General features: G+C 65.1%; 16 protein-coding genes. 10 read left to right on the forward strand and 6 right to left on the reverse strand.

Annotated elements, in window-relative coordinates; translation table 11 throughout:
• Both HU738_RS14300 and HU738_RS14305 read right to left on the reverse strand, forming a co-directional pair.
• The coding region (locus HU738_RS14300) for an alkene reductase (protein WP_217871459.1) at positions 1 to 1,018 on the reverse strand (1,018 nt) is incomplete at its 3' end.
• Between the two features lie 17 nt (positions 1,019 to 1,035).
• Complete coding sequence (locus HU738_RS14305) at positions 1,036 to 1,338, reverse strand: ArsR/SmtB family transcription factor (RefSeq protein WP_054885082.1); 303 nt, start codon at positions 1,336 to 1,338, stop codon at positions 1,036 to 1,038.
• 152 nt (positions 1,339 to 1,490) lie between these two features.
• On the opposite strand from HU738_RS14305, the gene HU738_RS14310 reads away from it, so the two are divergent.
• Complete coding sequence (locus HU738_RS14310) at positions 1,491 to 2,066, forward strand: acyl carrier protein phosphodiesterase (protein WP_186601283.1); 576 nt, start codon at positions 1,491 to 1,493, stop codon at positions 2,064 to 2,066.
• 82 nt (positions 2,067 to 2,148) lie between these two features.
• Here the strand turns inward: HU738_RS14310 and HU738_RS14315 are convergent, their stop codons facing one another.
• Both HU738_RS14315 and olsB read right to left on the reverse strand, forming a co-directional pair.
• Complete coding sequence (locus tag HU738_RS14315) at positions 2,149 to 2,937, reverse strand: lysophospholipid acyltransferase family protein (protein WP_186601284.1); 789 nt, start codon at positions 2,935 to 2,937, stop codon at positions 2,149 to 2,151.
• Complete coding sequence (gene olsB, locus HU738_RS14320; RefSeq protein WP_054885079.1) at positions 2,937 to 3,692, reverse strand: L-ornithine N(alpha)-acyltransferase; 756 nt, start codon at positions 3,690 to 3,692, stop codon at positions 2,937 to 2,939. The genes HU738_RS14315 and olsB overlap by 1 nt, the downstream gene beginning before the upstream one ends.
• A gap of 148 nt (positions 3,693 to 3,840) precedes the next feature.
• On the opposite strand from olsB, the gene HU738_RS14325 reads away from it, so the two are divergent.
• The 6 genes from HU738_RS14325 to HU738_RS14350 all read left to right on the forward strand — a co-directional run bounded on the left by HU738_RS14325 (position 3,841) and on the right by HU738_RS14350 (position 8,582).
• Complete coding sequence (locus HU738_RS14325; protein WP_186601285.1) at positions 3,841 to 4,728, forward strand: acyl-CoA dehydrogenase middle domain-containing protein; 888 nt, start codon at positions 3,841 to 3,843, stop codon at positions 4,726 to 4,728.
• Between the two features lie 67 nt (positions 4,729 to 4,795).
• Positions 4,796 to 5,875, forward strand: a complete 1,080-nt coding sequence (locus HU738_RS14330; RefSeq protein ID WP_186601286.1) for a serine hydrolase domain-containing protein — start codon at positions 4,796 to 4,798, stop codon at positions 5,873 to 5,875.
• Positions 5,872 to 6,168, forward strand: coding sequence for an amidase (locus HU738_RS14335; RefSeq protein WP_186601287.1), 297 nt, complete (start codon positions 5,872 to 5,874; stop codon positions 6,166 to 6,168). The genes HU738_RS14330 and HU738_RS14335 overlap by 4 nt, the downstream gene beginning before the upstream one ends.
• Positions 6,169 to 6,212: 44 nt before the next feature.
• Positions 6,213 to 6,794 (forward strand): YceI family protein, encoded by a 582-nt coding sequence (locus tag HU738_RS14340; protein ID WP_176508356.1) that lies wholly within the window; start codon positions 6,213 to 6,215, stop codon positions 6,792 to 6,794.
• Position 6,795: 1 nt separating this feature from the next.
• The gene (locus tag HU738_RS14345; RefSeq protein ID WP_186601288.1) at positions 6,796 to 7,953 is read left to right on the forward strand and encodes a phospholipase D-like domain-containing protein; all 1,158 of its coding nucleotides are present in this window, start codon (positions 6,796 to 6,798) and stop codon (positions 7,951 to 7,953) included.
• A 50-nt stretch (positions 7,954 to 8,003) separates the two neighbouring features.
• Positions 8,004 to 8,582 (forward strand): DJ-1/PfpI family protein, encoded by a 579-nt coding sequence (locus tag HU738_RS14350; protein ID WP_186601289.1) that lies wholly within the window; start codon positions 8,004 to 8,006, stop codon positions 8,580 to 8,582.
• Here HU738_RS14350 and HU738_RS14355 read toward each other — a convergent pair.
• Positions 8,579 to 8,977 (reverse strand): nuclear transport factor 2 family protein, encoded by a 399-nt coding sequence (locus HU738_RS14355; protein ID WP_054885072.1) that lies wholly within the window; start codon positions 8,975 to 8,977, stop codon positions 8,579 to 8,581. The genes HU738_RS14350 and HU738_RS14355 overlap by 4 nt on opposite strands.
• Positions 8,978 to 9,092: 115 nt before the next feature.
• Between HU738_RS14355 and HU738_RS14360 the strand changes: the two genes are divergently transcribed.
• Together HU738_RS14360 and HU738_RS14365 are read left to right on the forward strand one after the other, a co-directional pair.
• Entirely contained in the window at positions 9,093 to 9,683 is a 591-nt protein-coding gene (locus HU738_RS14360) for a GNAT family N-acetyltransferase (RefSeq protein ID WP_186601290.1), read from the forward strand.
• Complete coding sequence (locus HU738_RS14365; protein ID WP_186601291.1) at positions 9,680 to 10,552, forward strand: carbon-nitrogen hydrolase family protein; 873 nt, start codon at positions 9,680 to 9,682, stop codon at positions 10,550 to 10,552. Before HU738_RS14360 ends, HU738_RS14365 begins: the two co-directional genes overlap by 4 nt.
• A gap of 43 nt (positions 10,553 to 10,595) precedes the next feature.
• Here HU738_RS14365 and HU738_RS14370 read toward each other — a convergent pair whose 3' ends face one another.
• Positions 10,596 to 12,119, reverse strand: coding sequence for a fumarate hydratase (locus HU738_RS14370; protein WP_054885069.1), 1,524 nt, complete (start codon positions 12,117 to 12,119; stop codon positions 10,596 to 10,598).
• Positions 12,120 to 12,369: 250 nt separating this feature from the next.
• Between HU738_RS14370 and HU738_RS14375 the strand changes: the two genes are divergently transcribed.
• The gene (locus HU738_RS14375) at positions 12,370 to 13,290 is read left to right on the forward strand and encodes an iron-sulfur-binding ferredoxin reductase (protein WP_186601292.1); all 921 of its coding nucleotides are present in this window, start codon (positions 12,370 to 12,372) and stop codon (positions 13,288 to 13,290) included.
• Positions 13,291 to 13,297: the final 7 nt, after the last annotated feature.

Consider the following 13,297-nt stretch of genomic DNA (forward strand, 5'->3'; position numbering starts at 1 on the left):
GCCCTTTGCCATAGAACGTCTCCGGATGTGCCTCGTTCAGCGGAGCATCCGCCGCCAGCCGCGCCGGCAGGTCCGGGTTTGCTATGAACGGCACGCCGAACGCCACCGCATCGGCCTTGCCCGCCGCCAAGGCAGCGTTGGCGCTGGCCTTGTCGAAGCGTTCGTTGACGATATAGGGGCCACCGAATGCCGCCTTGATCAGCGGGCCGATGCTGTCGTCGGCTTCCTTCTCCCGCGAGCAGATAAAGGCAATGCCGCGTTTACCCAGTTCGCGCGCCACGTAGGTGAAGGTCTCGGCGCGGTCGGCATCGCCCATGTCATGGGCATCGGCACGTGGCGCCAAGTGCACGCCGACGCGACCTGGGCCCCACACGTCGATAGCCGCATCGGTCACTTCCAGCAGCAACCGCGCACGATTTTCCAGTGAGCCGCCGTACTGGTCGGTACGCTGGTTGGTGCTGCTCTGCAGGAACTGGTCCAGCAGGTAGCCATTGGCGCCGTGGATTTCCACGCCGTCGAAACCGGCGGCCTTGGCGTTCTCGGCAGCGCTGCGGTAGGCCTCGACGATGTCGGCGATCTCTTCGGTTTCCAGGGCGCGCGGGGTCGGGTAGTCGCTCAGCGGGCGCACCAGGCTGACGTGGCCTTTGGGCTGGATCGCGCTGGGCGCTACGGGCAGCTCCCCATTGAGGTAGCTAGGGTGGGAGATACGGCCAACGTGCCACAGCTGCAGGAAAATGCGCCCGCCAGCGCCGTGCACGGCCTGGGTGACGTTATGCCAGCCGCGCACCTGCTGGTCGTTCCAGATGCCGGGCGTGTCGGGGTAGCCGACGCCCATCGCGCTGACCGATGTCGCCTCGCTGAGAATCAGGCCGGCACTGGCGCGCTGTACGTAGTATTCGGCCATCAACGCATTGGGCACGCGGCCTTCGTCGGCGCGGCAGCGGGTCAGCGGGGCCATGATGATGCGGTTGGGCAGTTGTACGTCGCCCAGTTGGATTGGATCGAAAAGCGTGGTCATAACGGTTACCTGCCTTGTCAAAGCGCTTGGCGCAGTTGTTCGAGGAACGCCTCGATGGTGGCTTCGTTGCGTTTGAAGAAGTGCCACTGGCCGACCTTCTGGCTGCTGATCAGGCCGGCCCGTTGCAAGGTGGCCAGGTGGGCAGAGACGGTCGACTGCGAGAGCCCGCAGCGCTGGTCGATCTGCCCGGCACAGACACCGTTCTCGGTGCTGTGGTACTGGTCGGGAAACTGCGTTGCCGGGTCTTTCAGCCAGCTGAGGATTTCTCGCCTGACCGGGTGGGCCAGTGCTTTTATGATTTCGTCGAGATCGAGTGGCATGGGTGGAGGCTCGTGCTGTAGCGGTATATCGCGATAGGGCGAAACTAACATCGTTATTTCGCGATATACAAATATGAAGAAGTTCTGAGCTGAGCGCGAATCGCTATATCGCGTTATAACGATATATGTGCCGGGAGTGCTAGACTGCGCCCATGAACTACCTCGCACACCTGCACCTGGGCGGCCCGGCGCCGCAGCAACTGCTTGGCAGCCTGTATGGCGATTTCGTCAAAGGCTCGCTGGAGGGGCGCTTTCCGCCTGCGCTGGAGGCGGCCATCCGGCTGCATCGGCATATCGACAGTTACACCGACCAGCATCCGGTGGTGCTGGCGGCAATGGCGCGCTTCCCACGGGAGCGGCGGCGTTTTGCCGGGATCGTCATGGATGTGTTTTTCGACCATTGCCTGGCGCGGCACTGGGGGGAATACGCCGAGCAGCCGCTGGGGCAGTTCACCCGAGATTTTTACCGGGTGCTGCTCGCCGAGCCCGAACTGCCAGGGCGGCTGGCACGGATTGCGCCGTTCATGGCGGCGGACGACTGGCTGGGGGCGTATGGCGATTTCGCCACGCTGGAGCAGGTATTCAACGGCATTGCCCGGCGCTTGTCGCGGCCTGAAGGTATGGCTGGGGTGATGGATGAGCTGGAGCGGTTGTATGAGCCGTTGCTGGCGGATTTTCGCGAGTTTTACCCACAGCTGCAGGCGTTTGCGGCGGCAGGGAGGGCATGAGGTCAGCGCTTTGGCGTCTGTTGGATCGAGCGCCGCGCGGGCGGCGCTCGATCTCGCATTCCACGCTGCTCCAACGTCAGGTTCACGCAGCCCGCGCTTGACGCCGTGGCGCTACCGCCACTTCCTCAGCCCCGAACAACGCCATGTGAATCGCCTGCTGCGCCTGAAACGCCAGCGCCGCACGTTCCTTCCCGCCACTGCCAATTGGCTTCAGCAAGTGAATGCACACCTCACCCGGAGGCTCGGCAAACAAGCGCAGCAAGTGCGAAACCAGATCATCGTCACCAATGAACGGCGCAACCGGGTCCACTTCGCCATGGCGTAGGTACTGAATGGCCACCGGCTGCACAGCCACACCTCGATCGATGGCTCCGGCCAGCAAGCGGCCGTGGAAGGTGCGCAACTGGCGCCCGTCGGTGGTGGTGCCTTCGGGAAAGATCAGCAGCGGCCGTGCCTGGCCCAGTTGCTCGCTGATCTGTTGGCGCAGGCGTTGGCCATCGCCGCCACCGCGGCGGATGAACAGCGTGCCGGCCTTTTCCGCCAGCCAGCCGGCCACCGGCCAGTGACGCACTTCGGCCTTGGACAGGAACGACAGCGGCAGCAGCATGCCGAGTAGGGGAATGTCGGTCCAGGAAACGTGGTTGCTGACCCACAACATCGGCTGTTGCGGCAGCTCACCGATTACCCGCACCTCGAAGGGCAAGGCGGCGACCAGACGATTCATGAACCAGCAGGACCAGCGCTGGCGAAGGTCGATCGAGGCCTTGATGCCCAAGCGTTCGCCCACGGCAATGACACCGGCCATGAGCATGCCCAGCGACAACACCAGCAGCAGCCGCGAGAGGCGGGCGACTACCCGCAGGCCAGGCATCAGACCGCTGCCTTGAAGTGGCGGGCGTAGCGCGGGCAGAGGTCGTCGCGCTTGAGCAGGATGAACACGTCGGCGACCTGGAAATCCTCGTCCCAGCACGGCTCGCCGCAAATTTTTGCGCCCAGGCGCATGTAGGCCTTGAGCAGTGGCGGCATTTCAGCGATGACGTTGTTCGGCAGGGCCAGGCTGGGCAGCGGGTTCTTCGGCACGGCACGCAGGTGCTCAGTGCACAGGTAGCGCTCGCGCAGGCGCTGCATGACCGCGTGGGCTTGCATGCCGCCGTCCTGCATGGGGATGCTGGCGCAGCCCATCAGGTAGCTGTAGCGCCCCTCGTTGAGCACCTCCGCCAGCTCACCCCAAAGCACGGCGATGGTGCCGCCGTTGCGGTAGTTGGCGGCGACGCAGGTGCGGCCGAGTTCGAGAATCGGGCCCTGCAGTTGCAGCAGGCCGTGCAGGCTGAATTCTTCTTCGCTGTAGAAACGCCCCAGGCTGCTGGCTGCCTGGTGGTCGAGCAGGCGCGTGGTGGCCACCAACTCGCCAGTGCTCAGGTCGCGTACGCCGATGTGGCGGCAGTGTACGTCGTAGTCATCCATGTCCAGGCCCAGTTCGGCGCCTTTGAGCTTGGCCTTGAACTCCGCGCTGAACACCTTGTAGCGCAGGGCCTGGGCTTCCTGCAGGGCCGCAGCGCCGACCAGGCGTTCGGCTTGCAGACGGCGTTCAGTGCTGTTGTCGCCAGAGTGAGCGATCCGAGTCATTACGAGTCTCCATAAGCCAGCCATGAAAGGTTGCGGCCGGTCGGCTTTGTTGTGCAAAGTCAGCCTAGGTAGGCGCGGTGTCACCCCCGTGAACCTTTGGTGATGCTTGCATGACACACCCCGACAGCCCCCCGTGAAGGAGCGTCCGATGGCTTGGTTGCAACGACTCAATGACCCCCTCCGCCAGCCCCTTGCCGGCACTTTGGGCGAGGCCTATGCCGCGCAGCTCGAACGCCTTGGCGCGGTAGCCCCGTTCGAACTGGCGGTGCTGGGCGGCCGCGCCATGGCCACGCCGGGCCTGGCGTTCCTCATCGGTTACCAGGCTGCCTTGCGCGTGCTCTGGCCCAGTGCACCGGCCAGCCTGGGTGCGCTGTGCGCCACCGAGCGGCGTAGCGTGCGCCCGGCAGACATGCTTACCCGGCTGGTCGGTTTGCGCCTCAATGGCGCCAAGGATTTCGTCACCGCCGGCCTGGATGCCGAGTGGCTGCTGGTGGCCGCACGCAGCGAAGCGCTGGGTGAAGCGCCGCGGTTGAGTCTGGCGGTGGTCTACCCGGGGGAGGCCGGGGTTACGCTGGATGCATTGCCGACCCTGCCGCTGATGCCCGAAGTCGGGCATGGTCGCCTGCACTTGCAGGACGCGGCGTGCGAGCTGCTGGCTGGCGATGGCTGGGACGCTTACGTCAAACCGTTCCGCTCGCTGGAAGACTTGTACGTGCTCGCGGCGCTGACCGCCTGGCTTTACGGGGTAGGGCAAGAGTGTGGCTGGCCGCAGGAGCTGCGCCTGCGTCTACTGGCGCTGTTGGCGGCATGCGCCGAGGGTAGCCGACAGTGCCCTGACAGCGTCGGCTGCCACCTGCTGCTGGGGGGATTGTTTTCGCAGTTTCAGGAGCTGCGCGGGGCAGTCGACAAGGCGCTGCTGGCAGGGCCGGAGCAGTGGGCGCAACTTTGGCAGCGCGATCAGGGGGTGCTGGCACTGGCCACTGCGGCGCGGGAAAAGCGCCTGGCCAAGGCCTGGTTGGCAGCAGGGCTGTCATGAAAGCCTGAAAAACTGGGGGATCTTTCAGATTCTGGGGCCGCTTCGCAGCCCTCCTTGGGCGATAACGATGAAAGCACTGCTTCTGAGCCTTGCATTAGCTGTGTGCCCTGCCTGGGCCGAGGTCTGGCCGGAACCGGACTGGCCAGTCGACGACATTGCCCTCGACTGGCAAGCCGTCGATGCCTACGCTTTCCCGGAGCGCAACGCCAGCGAGCGCAGCGGCATCCGCACCGACGCCTTGTTGATCATCCGTGACGGTCGCATCCTCCACGAACGCTACACCGCCCCCACCACCGCCAATACCGCGCACCTGACCTGGTCGGTCAGCAAGAGCGTGCTGGCCACCGTGCTCGGCGTGGCCCAGGGTGAAGGCCGCTTTCAGCTGCACGACCCGGCCGCACGCTTCTACCCGCCGATGCAGGCCCACCCTGATGTGCAGCTGGCTGACCTGCTGCACTGGGCCAGCGGCCTGGAGTGGCAGGAAGACTACGAGTACGCACCGCTGAAGTCTTCGGTGGTGGCCATGCTCTATACCCGCGGGCGCGACGACATGGCGGCCTATGCCGCTGCCCGCGCCAGTGCCGAAAAGCCTGGCCAGCGCTTTCTCTACTCCAGCGGCGACAGCAACGTGCTGGCTGCCGCACTGCGCGGCATGCTCGATGCCAGTACCTATGCCGGCTACCCCTGGCAAGCGCTGTTCACCCCGTTGGGCATCGACAGCGCGGTATGGGAGCGTGATGGCGCGGGCACGTTCGTCGGCTCTTCCTACCTCTACCTCAGTGCCCGCGACCTGGCGCGCATCGGTTTGTTGATGCAACGCGATGGTCGCTGGCAAGGGCACCCGCTGTTGCCAGCAAGCTGGGTTGCGTTCAACCGCACAGCGTTCACCCAGGCCGCCGCAGTAGCCGGTGAACCCACCCCGGGCGGCCACTGGTGGCTCAACCTGCCACTGGCAGGAAGCCCGACACCGTGGCCCGACGCCCCGACCGATACCTATGCGGCGCTCGGCCACTGGGGCCAGGCGTTGTATATCGTGCCGTCGCAGAAGCTGGTGATCGTGCGCTATGCCGATGACCGCGACGGCAGCTACCGCCACAACGAACTGCTCAAGCGGGTGCTCGCAGCCCTGACCAGGGAGGGCGCATGAAGCGCGTGCTGTTGCTGATGATCGTCGCCTTGCTTGGCTGGGCATGGCTGGAGCGCCAGGCATTGGCGGACTTCCCGGGCATCCTCTCGGCCTATTCGGCCAAGGAGTATTGCTCGTGCCGCTTCGTGATGGGCTTCGACGAAGCCTATTGCCGGGGATATGTGAAGCAATGGTTGCCCCTGAGCCGGCTGGAGGAAGACGGCCCACAACGGCGTGTCCGCGCCGAAGGCCTTGGCCAGCGCAACCAGGCGGCCTGGCAGGGCGCGCAGGCGGGCTGCCGCTTGCTGCCATGAGGACGGGCGGGTAAGGTTGGCGGTCAAGTTTCACGAGACCTGCCATGTTCAAGCTGCCCCGTATCCTGCCTGCCCTGCTGCTGGCTTTGTGCCTGCCCGCCCACGCCAACTGGCACCTCGATGGCGAGTCCTCACGCCTGTCGTTCGTCACCGGCAAGAACGGTGACACTGCCGAGGTGCATCGCTTCCTGGTCTTGCACGGCAGCGTCGACCGCAAAGGTGCGGCAGCGCTGCGTATCGAGATGGACTCGGTGAGCAGCGGCATCCCGCTACGTGACGAGCAGATGCGCGACAAGCTGTTCGAGGTACAGCGCTTCGCCGAGGCGAACGTGAAGGCGCAGATCGACCTGCGGCCGATCAACGACCTGGCCGATGGCGCACAAATCGAGCTGCGCCTGCCGCTGACGGTCACCCTGCATGGCCAGTCGCACAGTTATAACGCGCTGTTGCTGGCCACTCGCCTGGATGAGCGGCGCTTTCAGGTGGTGACCCTCGAACCGCTGGTATTGCGGGCCTCGGACTTCGGCCTGCTGCCGGGGCTGGAAAGCCTGCGCACGTTCGCCAAGCTGAAATCCATCAACCCGTCGGTACCGGTCAATGCGGTACTGATCTTCAACGCCCGCTGACATGTCGGGGCCGGTCTTCCCATGGCGGGGTGGCAATCAGTTCGAACTGCTGATCGACGGCCCCGAGTTCTTTCCGCGCATGCTCCAGGCGATCATGGGCGCCGAGTTTCAGGTCGACCTCGAACTGTATCTGGTCGAGGCGGGTGCGTGTGCCGAGGCTGTGGTGGAGGCGCTGGAGCAGGTGGCTTTGCGTGGGGTACGCGTGCGCTGCCTGTTCGATGACTATGGCTCGCTGGCCTTTACCGCAGCGTTGCGCCAGCGCCTGGTGGAAGCCGGGGTGTACTTGCGCTGCTATAACCGCCTGCGCTGGAAGCGGGGATTTCGCAACCTGTACCGCGACCATCGCAAGCTCTTGCTGGTGGACGAACGTTGGGCGGTGGTGGGCGGCACGGGCGTCACCGACGAGTTCTGGACGCCAGGTGAGCCGGCCAGCGCCTGGCACGAAGTGATGGTGCAGATGCAAGGGCCAGTGGTGAGCGACTGGCAGTTGCTGTTCGATCGCCAGTGGCAAGCCAACAACCGCCGCACCGCCTGGCGCCCGGCTGAAGGCTTTGGCCTGCCGCGCCTGCCCAAGGTACCGGCGCAGGGCCAAGGCATGGGCCGCGTGGCCTATGCCGACGCCCGTCAGCACCAGGACATCCTGCATTCGCTGGTGCGGGCGATCAACAGTGGCAAACAGCGGGTGTGGCTGGCCACGCCCTATTTCCTGCCGACCTGGAGCGTGCGCCGGTCGTTGCGCCGCGCCGCCAGCAAGGGCGTCGATGTGCGGCTGCTGCTGACCGGGCCACGCACCGACCACCCTTCTGTGCGTTATGCCGGGCATCGCTATTACCCCCGCTTACTGCGCGCCGGGGTGCGCATCTACGAATACCAGCCGTGCTTCCTGCACCTGAAGATGGTGCTGATCGACGACTGGGTCAGTATTGGCTCGTGCAATTTCGACCACTGGAACCTGCGCTTCAACCTGGAGGCCAACATCGAGGCCCTGGACCCGCCGTTGACGGCTGCCGTGCAGGCCAGCTTCGAGCGCGATTTCGCCTTGAGCGAGGTGGTCGACCTTCACCACTGGCATGCCCGCCCGCTGTGGCGACGGGTGAAGCAGCGCGTATGGGGCTGGCTGGACCGGCTGGTGGTCAACTTGCTCGACCGACGCGACTGAGAGCGGCTATCGTGCAGTGACTGTCCAAGGCAATCGAAGGAGTGGGTGCGATGACGGCTAAGAAGATTCTCATGCTGGTGGGCGACTATGTCGAAGACTACGAAGCCATGGTGCCGTTCCAGGCACTGAGCATGGTCGGCCACACGGTGCATGCGGTGTGCCCGGAGAAGGTCGCGGGGCAGACCGTGCGCACGGCGATTCATGATTTCGAAGGCGAGCAGACCTACAGCGAAAAGCCCGGGCACAATTTTGCCCTCAACTATGATTTCGTGCGGGTGCGGGCCGAGGGTTACGACGCGTTGCTGATCCCGGGTGGCCGTGCGCCGGAATACCTGCGCCTGGACGAGAGGGTGCTGGAACTGGTGCGGGCGTTCGACCAGGCGGGCAAGCCGATTGCCGCAGTGTGCCATGGCGCGCAGTTGCTGGCGGCAGCGGGTGTGCTGGAAGGGCGCCAGTGCAGTGCCTATCCGGCCTGTGCGCCGGAAGTACGCCTGGCCGGTGGCACGTTCATCGATATCGCGGTGGACCAGGCGCACGTCGATGGCAACCTGGTGACCGCGCCGGCGTGGCCGGCGCACCCGGCATGGCTGGCCGCTTTCCTCAAGGTACTGGGCACCCGTATCGCTTAACCGACTTGCTCGACCCAGTCGTTGAGGTTGTAGTAATTGGTCACCCGGGCAATCTTGCCGCAGTGAATGTAGAAGAAGGCCCCCGCCGGCAGCACGTAGGTCTGGCCATTGGCTGCCGGCAGCCCTTCGTCGTCGGCCAGGTATTGGCCATGCACGGTGAACTCCGCAGCCGCCCGGCTGCCGTCGGCGTTCTGCATCACCACGATGTCGGCCAGGCGCTCGCGGTAGCAGCGGTTCATCTTGTCCATGAACGCAGCGAACCTGGCCTTGCCCATCTGCCGCTCGCCCTGGTTGATGTCGTGGATCACGTCTTCGCTGAGCAGTGCCAGGAAGGCAGGCATGTCGCCAGCATTGAAGGCTGCGTAGTAAGCATTTACCAGTTCGGTAGCGGTCATGGAACAATACCTGTCGTGTAGGGAAAAGGCGGTGCGTTGGCTCGGATGATAGGGTTTCCCCTCAAGCCCGGCTTAGCCGAGCGCGTCATCCACATCGACAAAACGACCGCCAAGCATGGAAATACGCCTGTTGCACGGCGCCGCTATCGCGCCTTACATCGATGACCTCGCTCGCCTGCGCCTGACCGTGTTTCGCGAGTTTCCCTACCTGTACGACGGTACCCCGGAGTACGAGGCCGACTACCTGGCCAGCTATGCCCGTTCCGGGCGCAGCCTGGTGGTGCTGGCCCTGGATGAGGGCCAGGTCATTGGCGCCTCGACCGCCCTGCCGCTGGTGGACGTAGCCCCGGAGTTCCAGCAGCCGTTCCTGGCCCTGGGGCGCGACCCGGCGAGCGTCTACTACTTCGGCGAGTCGCTGGTGCTGCCCGAATACCGTGGCCGCGGCCTGGGCGTGCGCTTTTTCATCGAGCGCGAATCCTATGCCCACAAGCTGGCCGAGTTCGACTTCTGCGCGTTCTGTGCCGTCGAGCGACCGGGAGGACACCCGCGTCGGCCTGCGGATTACAAGCCGCTGCATGGGTTCTGGCGCAATCGTGGCTTCCTGCACGACCCCTCCCTGCGCACCCGCTATGCCTGGCGGGACCTGGACGAGCAGGAAAGCTCGGAAAAGATCCTGTCGTTCTGGACCAAGGAGCTGCCGATTTGATCCGTCTCGCGGCCTGCCAGTACGCAATCGGGTTGCATGAAACCTGGGATGCCTATGCCGACCATCTGCAGGCGTTGTGCGCGGAGGCGGTGGAAGCGGGCGCCCGGTTGCTGCTGTTGCCGGAATACGCCGGGCTGGTACTCAGCGGCCAGTTGCCGGCCGAGCAGCGGGGTGATCTCCAGGCTTCGATCGCCGGCATCCAGCCGCTCATCGAGCCGTGGCTGGCGCTGTGCGAAGGGCTTGCCCGGCGCTGGGGCGTCTACCTGCAGCCGGGCAGCTTGCCGGTGCTCGACCTTGATGGGCAGTACCGTAATCGGGCCTGGCTGTTCGGTCCCAAGGGCAAACTCGGTTATCAGGACAAGCTGATGATGACCCGCTTCGAGCGGGAGCAGTGGGGCATTGCCGCCGGAGAGGGGCTGCAGGTGTTCGACACTGATCTTGGGCGCCTGGGCATCCTGATCTGTTACGACAACGAGTTCCCGATGCTGGCGCGGCGCCTGGCCGAAGGGGGTGCCGACCTGATCCTGGCGCCGAGCTGTACCGACACCGAGGCGGGTTACCACCGGGTGCGCATTGGCGCACAGGCACGGGCATTGGAAAACCAGGTAGCCGTGTTGCAAAGCCCGACGGTAGGGGGGGCGCCCTGGTCGCCGGCACTGGATGAGAACATTGGCCGGGCTGGGCTGTTCGTTCCGCCGGATCACGGGATGCCGGGGGACGGCGTGGTCGCGTTGAGCGAGACGTTGAGCCCGCAGAGCAGCCGGTGGCTGGTGTGTGAGGTGGATCTTGAGCAAGTGCGGCGAGTGAGGCGGGAAGGGCAGGTGTTTACCCGCAGGGACTGGCCGGAGCAGTTCGAGAGGCTGCTGTGAGAGCGGCGTTGCCCGCATAGCAGGCGACGCCACTGCATCAGGTTTACTTCACTTCGACGGCCAGGCTCTGGGCAATCTTGCTCTGCCACAGGGCAGGGCCAGTGATGTGTACCGACTCACCGTTGCTGTCGACAGCAACGGTCACCGGCATGTCCTTGACCTCGAACTCGTAGATCGCTTCCATGCCCAGTTCGGCAAAGGCCAGGACCTTCGACTTGCGGATGGCCTGGGCCACCAGGTAGGCAGCGCCACCAACGGCCATCAGGTACACGGCCTTGTTGTCCTTGATCGCTTCGATCGCGGTCGGGCCACGCTCGGACTTGCCGATCATGCCCAGCAGACCGGTCTGCTCAAGGATCTGGCGGGTGAACTTGTCCATGCGGGTAGCGGTGGTCGGGCCAGCAGGGCCTACCACTTCGTCACCGACTGGATCGACCGGGCCGACGTAGTAGATGAAGCGGCCCTTGAGGTCGACCGGCAGTTGTTCACCGCGGTTGAGCATCTCGACCATGCGCTTGTGGGCCGCATCGCGACCGGTGAGCATCTTGCCGTTGAGCAGGATGGTCTCGCCCGGTTTCCAGCTGGCGACTTCTTCCGGGGTGATGTCGTCGAGGTTGACGCGACGGGCGCTTGGGCCGGCTTCCCAGACGATTTCCGGGTAGGCGTCCAGCGACGGCGCTTCCAGCTCGGCCGGGCCGTTGCCGTCGAGCACGAAGTGGGCGTGACGGGTGGCGGCGCAGTTCGGGATCATGCACACCGGCAGCGAGGCGGCGTGAGTCGGGTAGTCCATGATCTTCACGTCGAGCACGGTGGTCAGGCCGCCCAGGCCCTGGGCACCGATACCCAGCTGGTTGACCTTCTCGAACAGCTCCAGGCGGATCTCTTCGAGGCGGTTTTGCGGGCCACGGGCTTTCAGTTCGTGGATGTCGATGGACTCCATCAACACTTCCTTGGCCATGACCGCAGCCTTCTCGGCGGTACCGCCGATGCCGATGCCGAGCATGCCAGGCGGGCACCAGCCAGCGCCCATGGTCGGAACGGTCTTCAGCACCCAGTCGACGATCGAGTCGGACGGGTTGAGCATGGCCATCTTCGACTTGTTCTCCGAGCCGCCGCCTTTGGCTGCAACGTCCACTTCGACCTTGTCGCCAGGGACGATGGAGTAGTGGATGACGGCCGGGGTGTTGTCCTTGGTATTCTTGCGGGCACCGGCCGGGTCGGCCAGGATCGAAGCGCGCAGGACGTTTTCAGGCAGGTTGTAGGCGCGACGCACACCTTCGTTGATCATGTCGTCGACGCTCATGGTGGCGCCGTCCCAGCGCACGTCCATGCCCACGCGGATGAACACGGTCACGATACCGGTGTCCTGGCAGATCGGGCGGTGGCCAGTGGCGCACATGCGCGAGTTGATCAGGATCTGGGCGATCGAATCGCGTGCCGCAGGCGACTCTTCACGCAGGTAGGCCTCGTGCATCGCCTGGATGAAATCGACGGGGTGGTAGTACGAAATGAATTGCAGGGCGTCGGCGACGCTCTGAATCAGGTCGTCTTGCTTGATCACGGTCATGCAGCGCGCTCCTCTTAAAGACGGGAACATTCAAAAAGACGCTCGACGGTGCCGACCAGCGTGTCGAAGCGCCTTGCAAGGCGCGCCGGCAGGCTGGCCGACGCAAAAGGGCGCGGCAGTATAGCGCGCCTCACCGCGCGAAACACCTGCGTGTGGTCAGGACCATGGTCGGCAGCTGGCAGGCATCCTTTTTGCTGCCGGTGCGCGCTTGGCATACAGTGACTCGATGATCGACGGAGACAGACTTACCATGCCCGAACTTTGCGTGGGCGAGCGCCGCTGGGCGGTGCCGAACGGCAGCAACCTGCTCGATGCCCTCAACGGTGCCGGGCTGAATGTGCCCTACAGCTGCCGTGCCGGCAGTTGCCACGCCTGCCTGGTGCATTGCCTGGAAGGGCAGCCGGCGGATGCCTTGCCAGAGGCCCTGGCGCTCGACAAGCATGCCCTGGGCTGGCGCCTGGCCTGCCAGTGCCAGGTGGTAGAGGACCTGCGTGTGGCCGTGTTCGACCCACAGCAGGACGGGGTGCCGGCACAGGTGTGCGCGGTGGACTGGTCTGGCGACGTGCTGCGCGTGCGGCTGCGACCGGAGCGGGCGCTGCGTTATCAGGCGGGGCAGCATGTGGTGTTGTGGAATGGCGCTGTTGCCAGGCCTTACTCACTTGCCAGCTTGCCGGGGGAGGATGACTTCCTCGAGTTTCATATCGATTGCCAGCATCCCGGTGCCTTTTGCGACAAGGCGCGTGGGCTGCAGGTGGGCGACGAGTTGCGCCTGGGCGAGTTGCGGGGCGGGGCGCTGCATTACGACCCGGACTGGCAGGCGCGGCCGCTCTGGCTGCTGGCAGCGGGCACTGGCCTGGCGCCGTTATGGGGCATCTTGCGCGAAGCGTTGCGCCAGGGGCATCAGGCGGAGATCCGGGTAGTGCATGTGGCGCGGGACAAAGCTGGGCACTACATGGCTGAGTCGCTGATGCAACTGCAGGGCGTGACGGTCGAGCTGGTACTGGCGGAGCAGATGGAGGAGGCGCTGGCGGGGTTGCGGCCGTCATCGCGGCAGACAGTGGCGCTGGTGTGCGGGGCGCCGGGGCGTGTCGAGCGGTTTGCCCGGCGGCTGTTCATTGCCGGGGTGCCGCGGGGGCAGGTGTTTGCCGATGTGTTCGTCGAGCATGCCTGAAGTGTGT

This window comes from Pseudomonas vlassakiae, from assembly GCF_014269035.2.
Lineage (GTDB): Bacteria > Pseudomonadota > Gammaproteobacteria > Pseudomonadales > Pseudomonadaceae > Aquipseudomonas > Aquipseudomonas vlassakiae.

What these genes read in the sequence shown, in the direction of transcription:
- HU738_RS14370 (WP_054885069.1), bottom strand. Translation starts at nt 12,119, where the DNA reads ATGACCGTGATCAAGCAAGACGACCTGATTCAGAGCGTCGCCGACGCC.
- HU738_RS14330 (WP_186601286.1), top strand. Translation starts at nt 4,796, where the DNA reads ATGAAAGCACTGCTTCTGAGCCTTGCATTAGCTGTGTGCCCTGCCTGG.
- olsB (WP_054885079.1), bottom strand. Translation starts at nt 3,692, where the DNA reads ATGACTCGGATCGCTCACTCTGGCGACAACAGCACTGAACGCCGTCTG.
- HU738_RS14350 (WP_186601289.1), top strand. Translation starts at nt 8,004, where the DNA reads ATGACGGCTAAGAAGATTCTCATGCTGGTGGGCGACTATGTCGAAGAC.
- HU738_RS14305 (WP_054885082.1), bottom strand. Translation starts at nt 1,338, where the DNA reads ATGCCACTCGATCTCGACGAAATCATAAAAGCACTGGCCCACCCGGTC.
- HU738_RS14310 (WP_186601283.1), top strand. Translation starts at nt 1,491, where the DNA reads ATGAACTACCTCGCACACCTGCACCTGGGCGGCCCGGCGCCGCAGCAA.
- HU738_RS14340 (WP_176508356.1), top strand. Translation starts at nt 6,213, where the DNA reads ATGTTCAAGCTGCCCCGTATCCTGCCTGCCCTGCTGCTGGCTTTGTGC.
- HU738_RS14315 (WP_186601284.1), bottom strand. Translation starts at nt 2,937, where the DNA reads ATGCCTGGCCTGCGGGTAGTCGCCCGCCTCTCGCGGCTGCTGCTGGTG.
- HU738_RS14355 (WP_054885072.1), bottom strand. Translation starts at nt 8,977, where the DNA reads ATGACCGCTACCGAACTGGTAAATGCTTACTACGCAGCCTTCAATGCT.
- HU738_RS14345 (WP_186601288.1), top strand. Translation starts at nt 6,796, where the DNA reads ATGTCGGGGCCGGTCTTCCCATGGCGGGGTGGCAATCAGTTCGAACTG.
- HU738_RS14375 (WP_186601292.1), top strand. Translation starts at nt 12,370, where the DNA reads ATGCCCGAACTTTGCGTGGGCGAGCGCCGCTGGGCGGTGCCGAACGGC.
- HU738_RS14335 (WP_186601287.1), top strand. Translation starts at nt 5,872, where the DNA reads ATGAAGCGCGTGCTGTTGCTGATGATCGTCGCCTTGCTTGGCTGGGCA.
- HU738_RS14325 (WP_186601285.1), top strand. Translation starts at nt 3,841, where the DNA reads ATGGCTTGGTTGCAACGACTCAATGACCCCCTCCGCCAGCCCCTTGCC.
- HU738_RS14360 (WP_186601290.1), top strand. Translation starts at nt 9,093, where the DNA reads ATGGAAATACGCCTGTTGCACGGCGCCGCTATCGCGCCTTACATCGAT.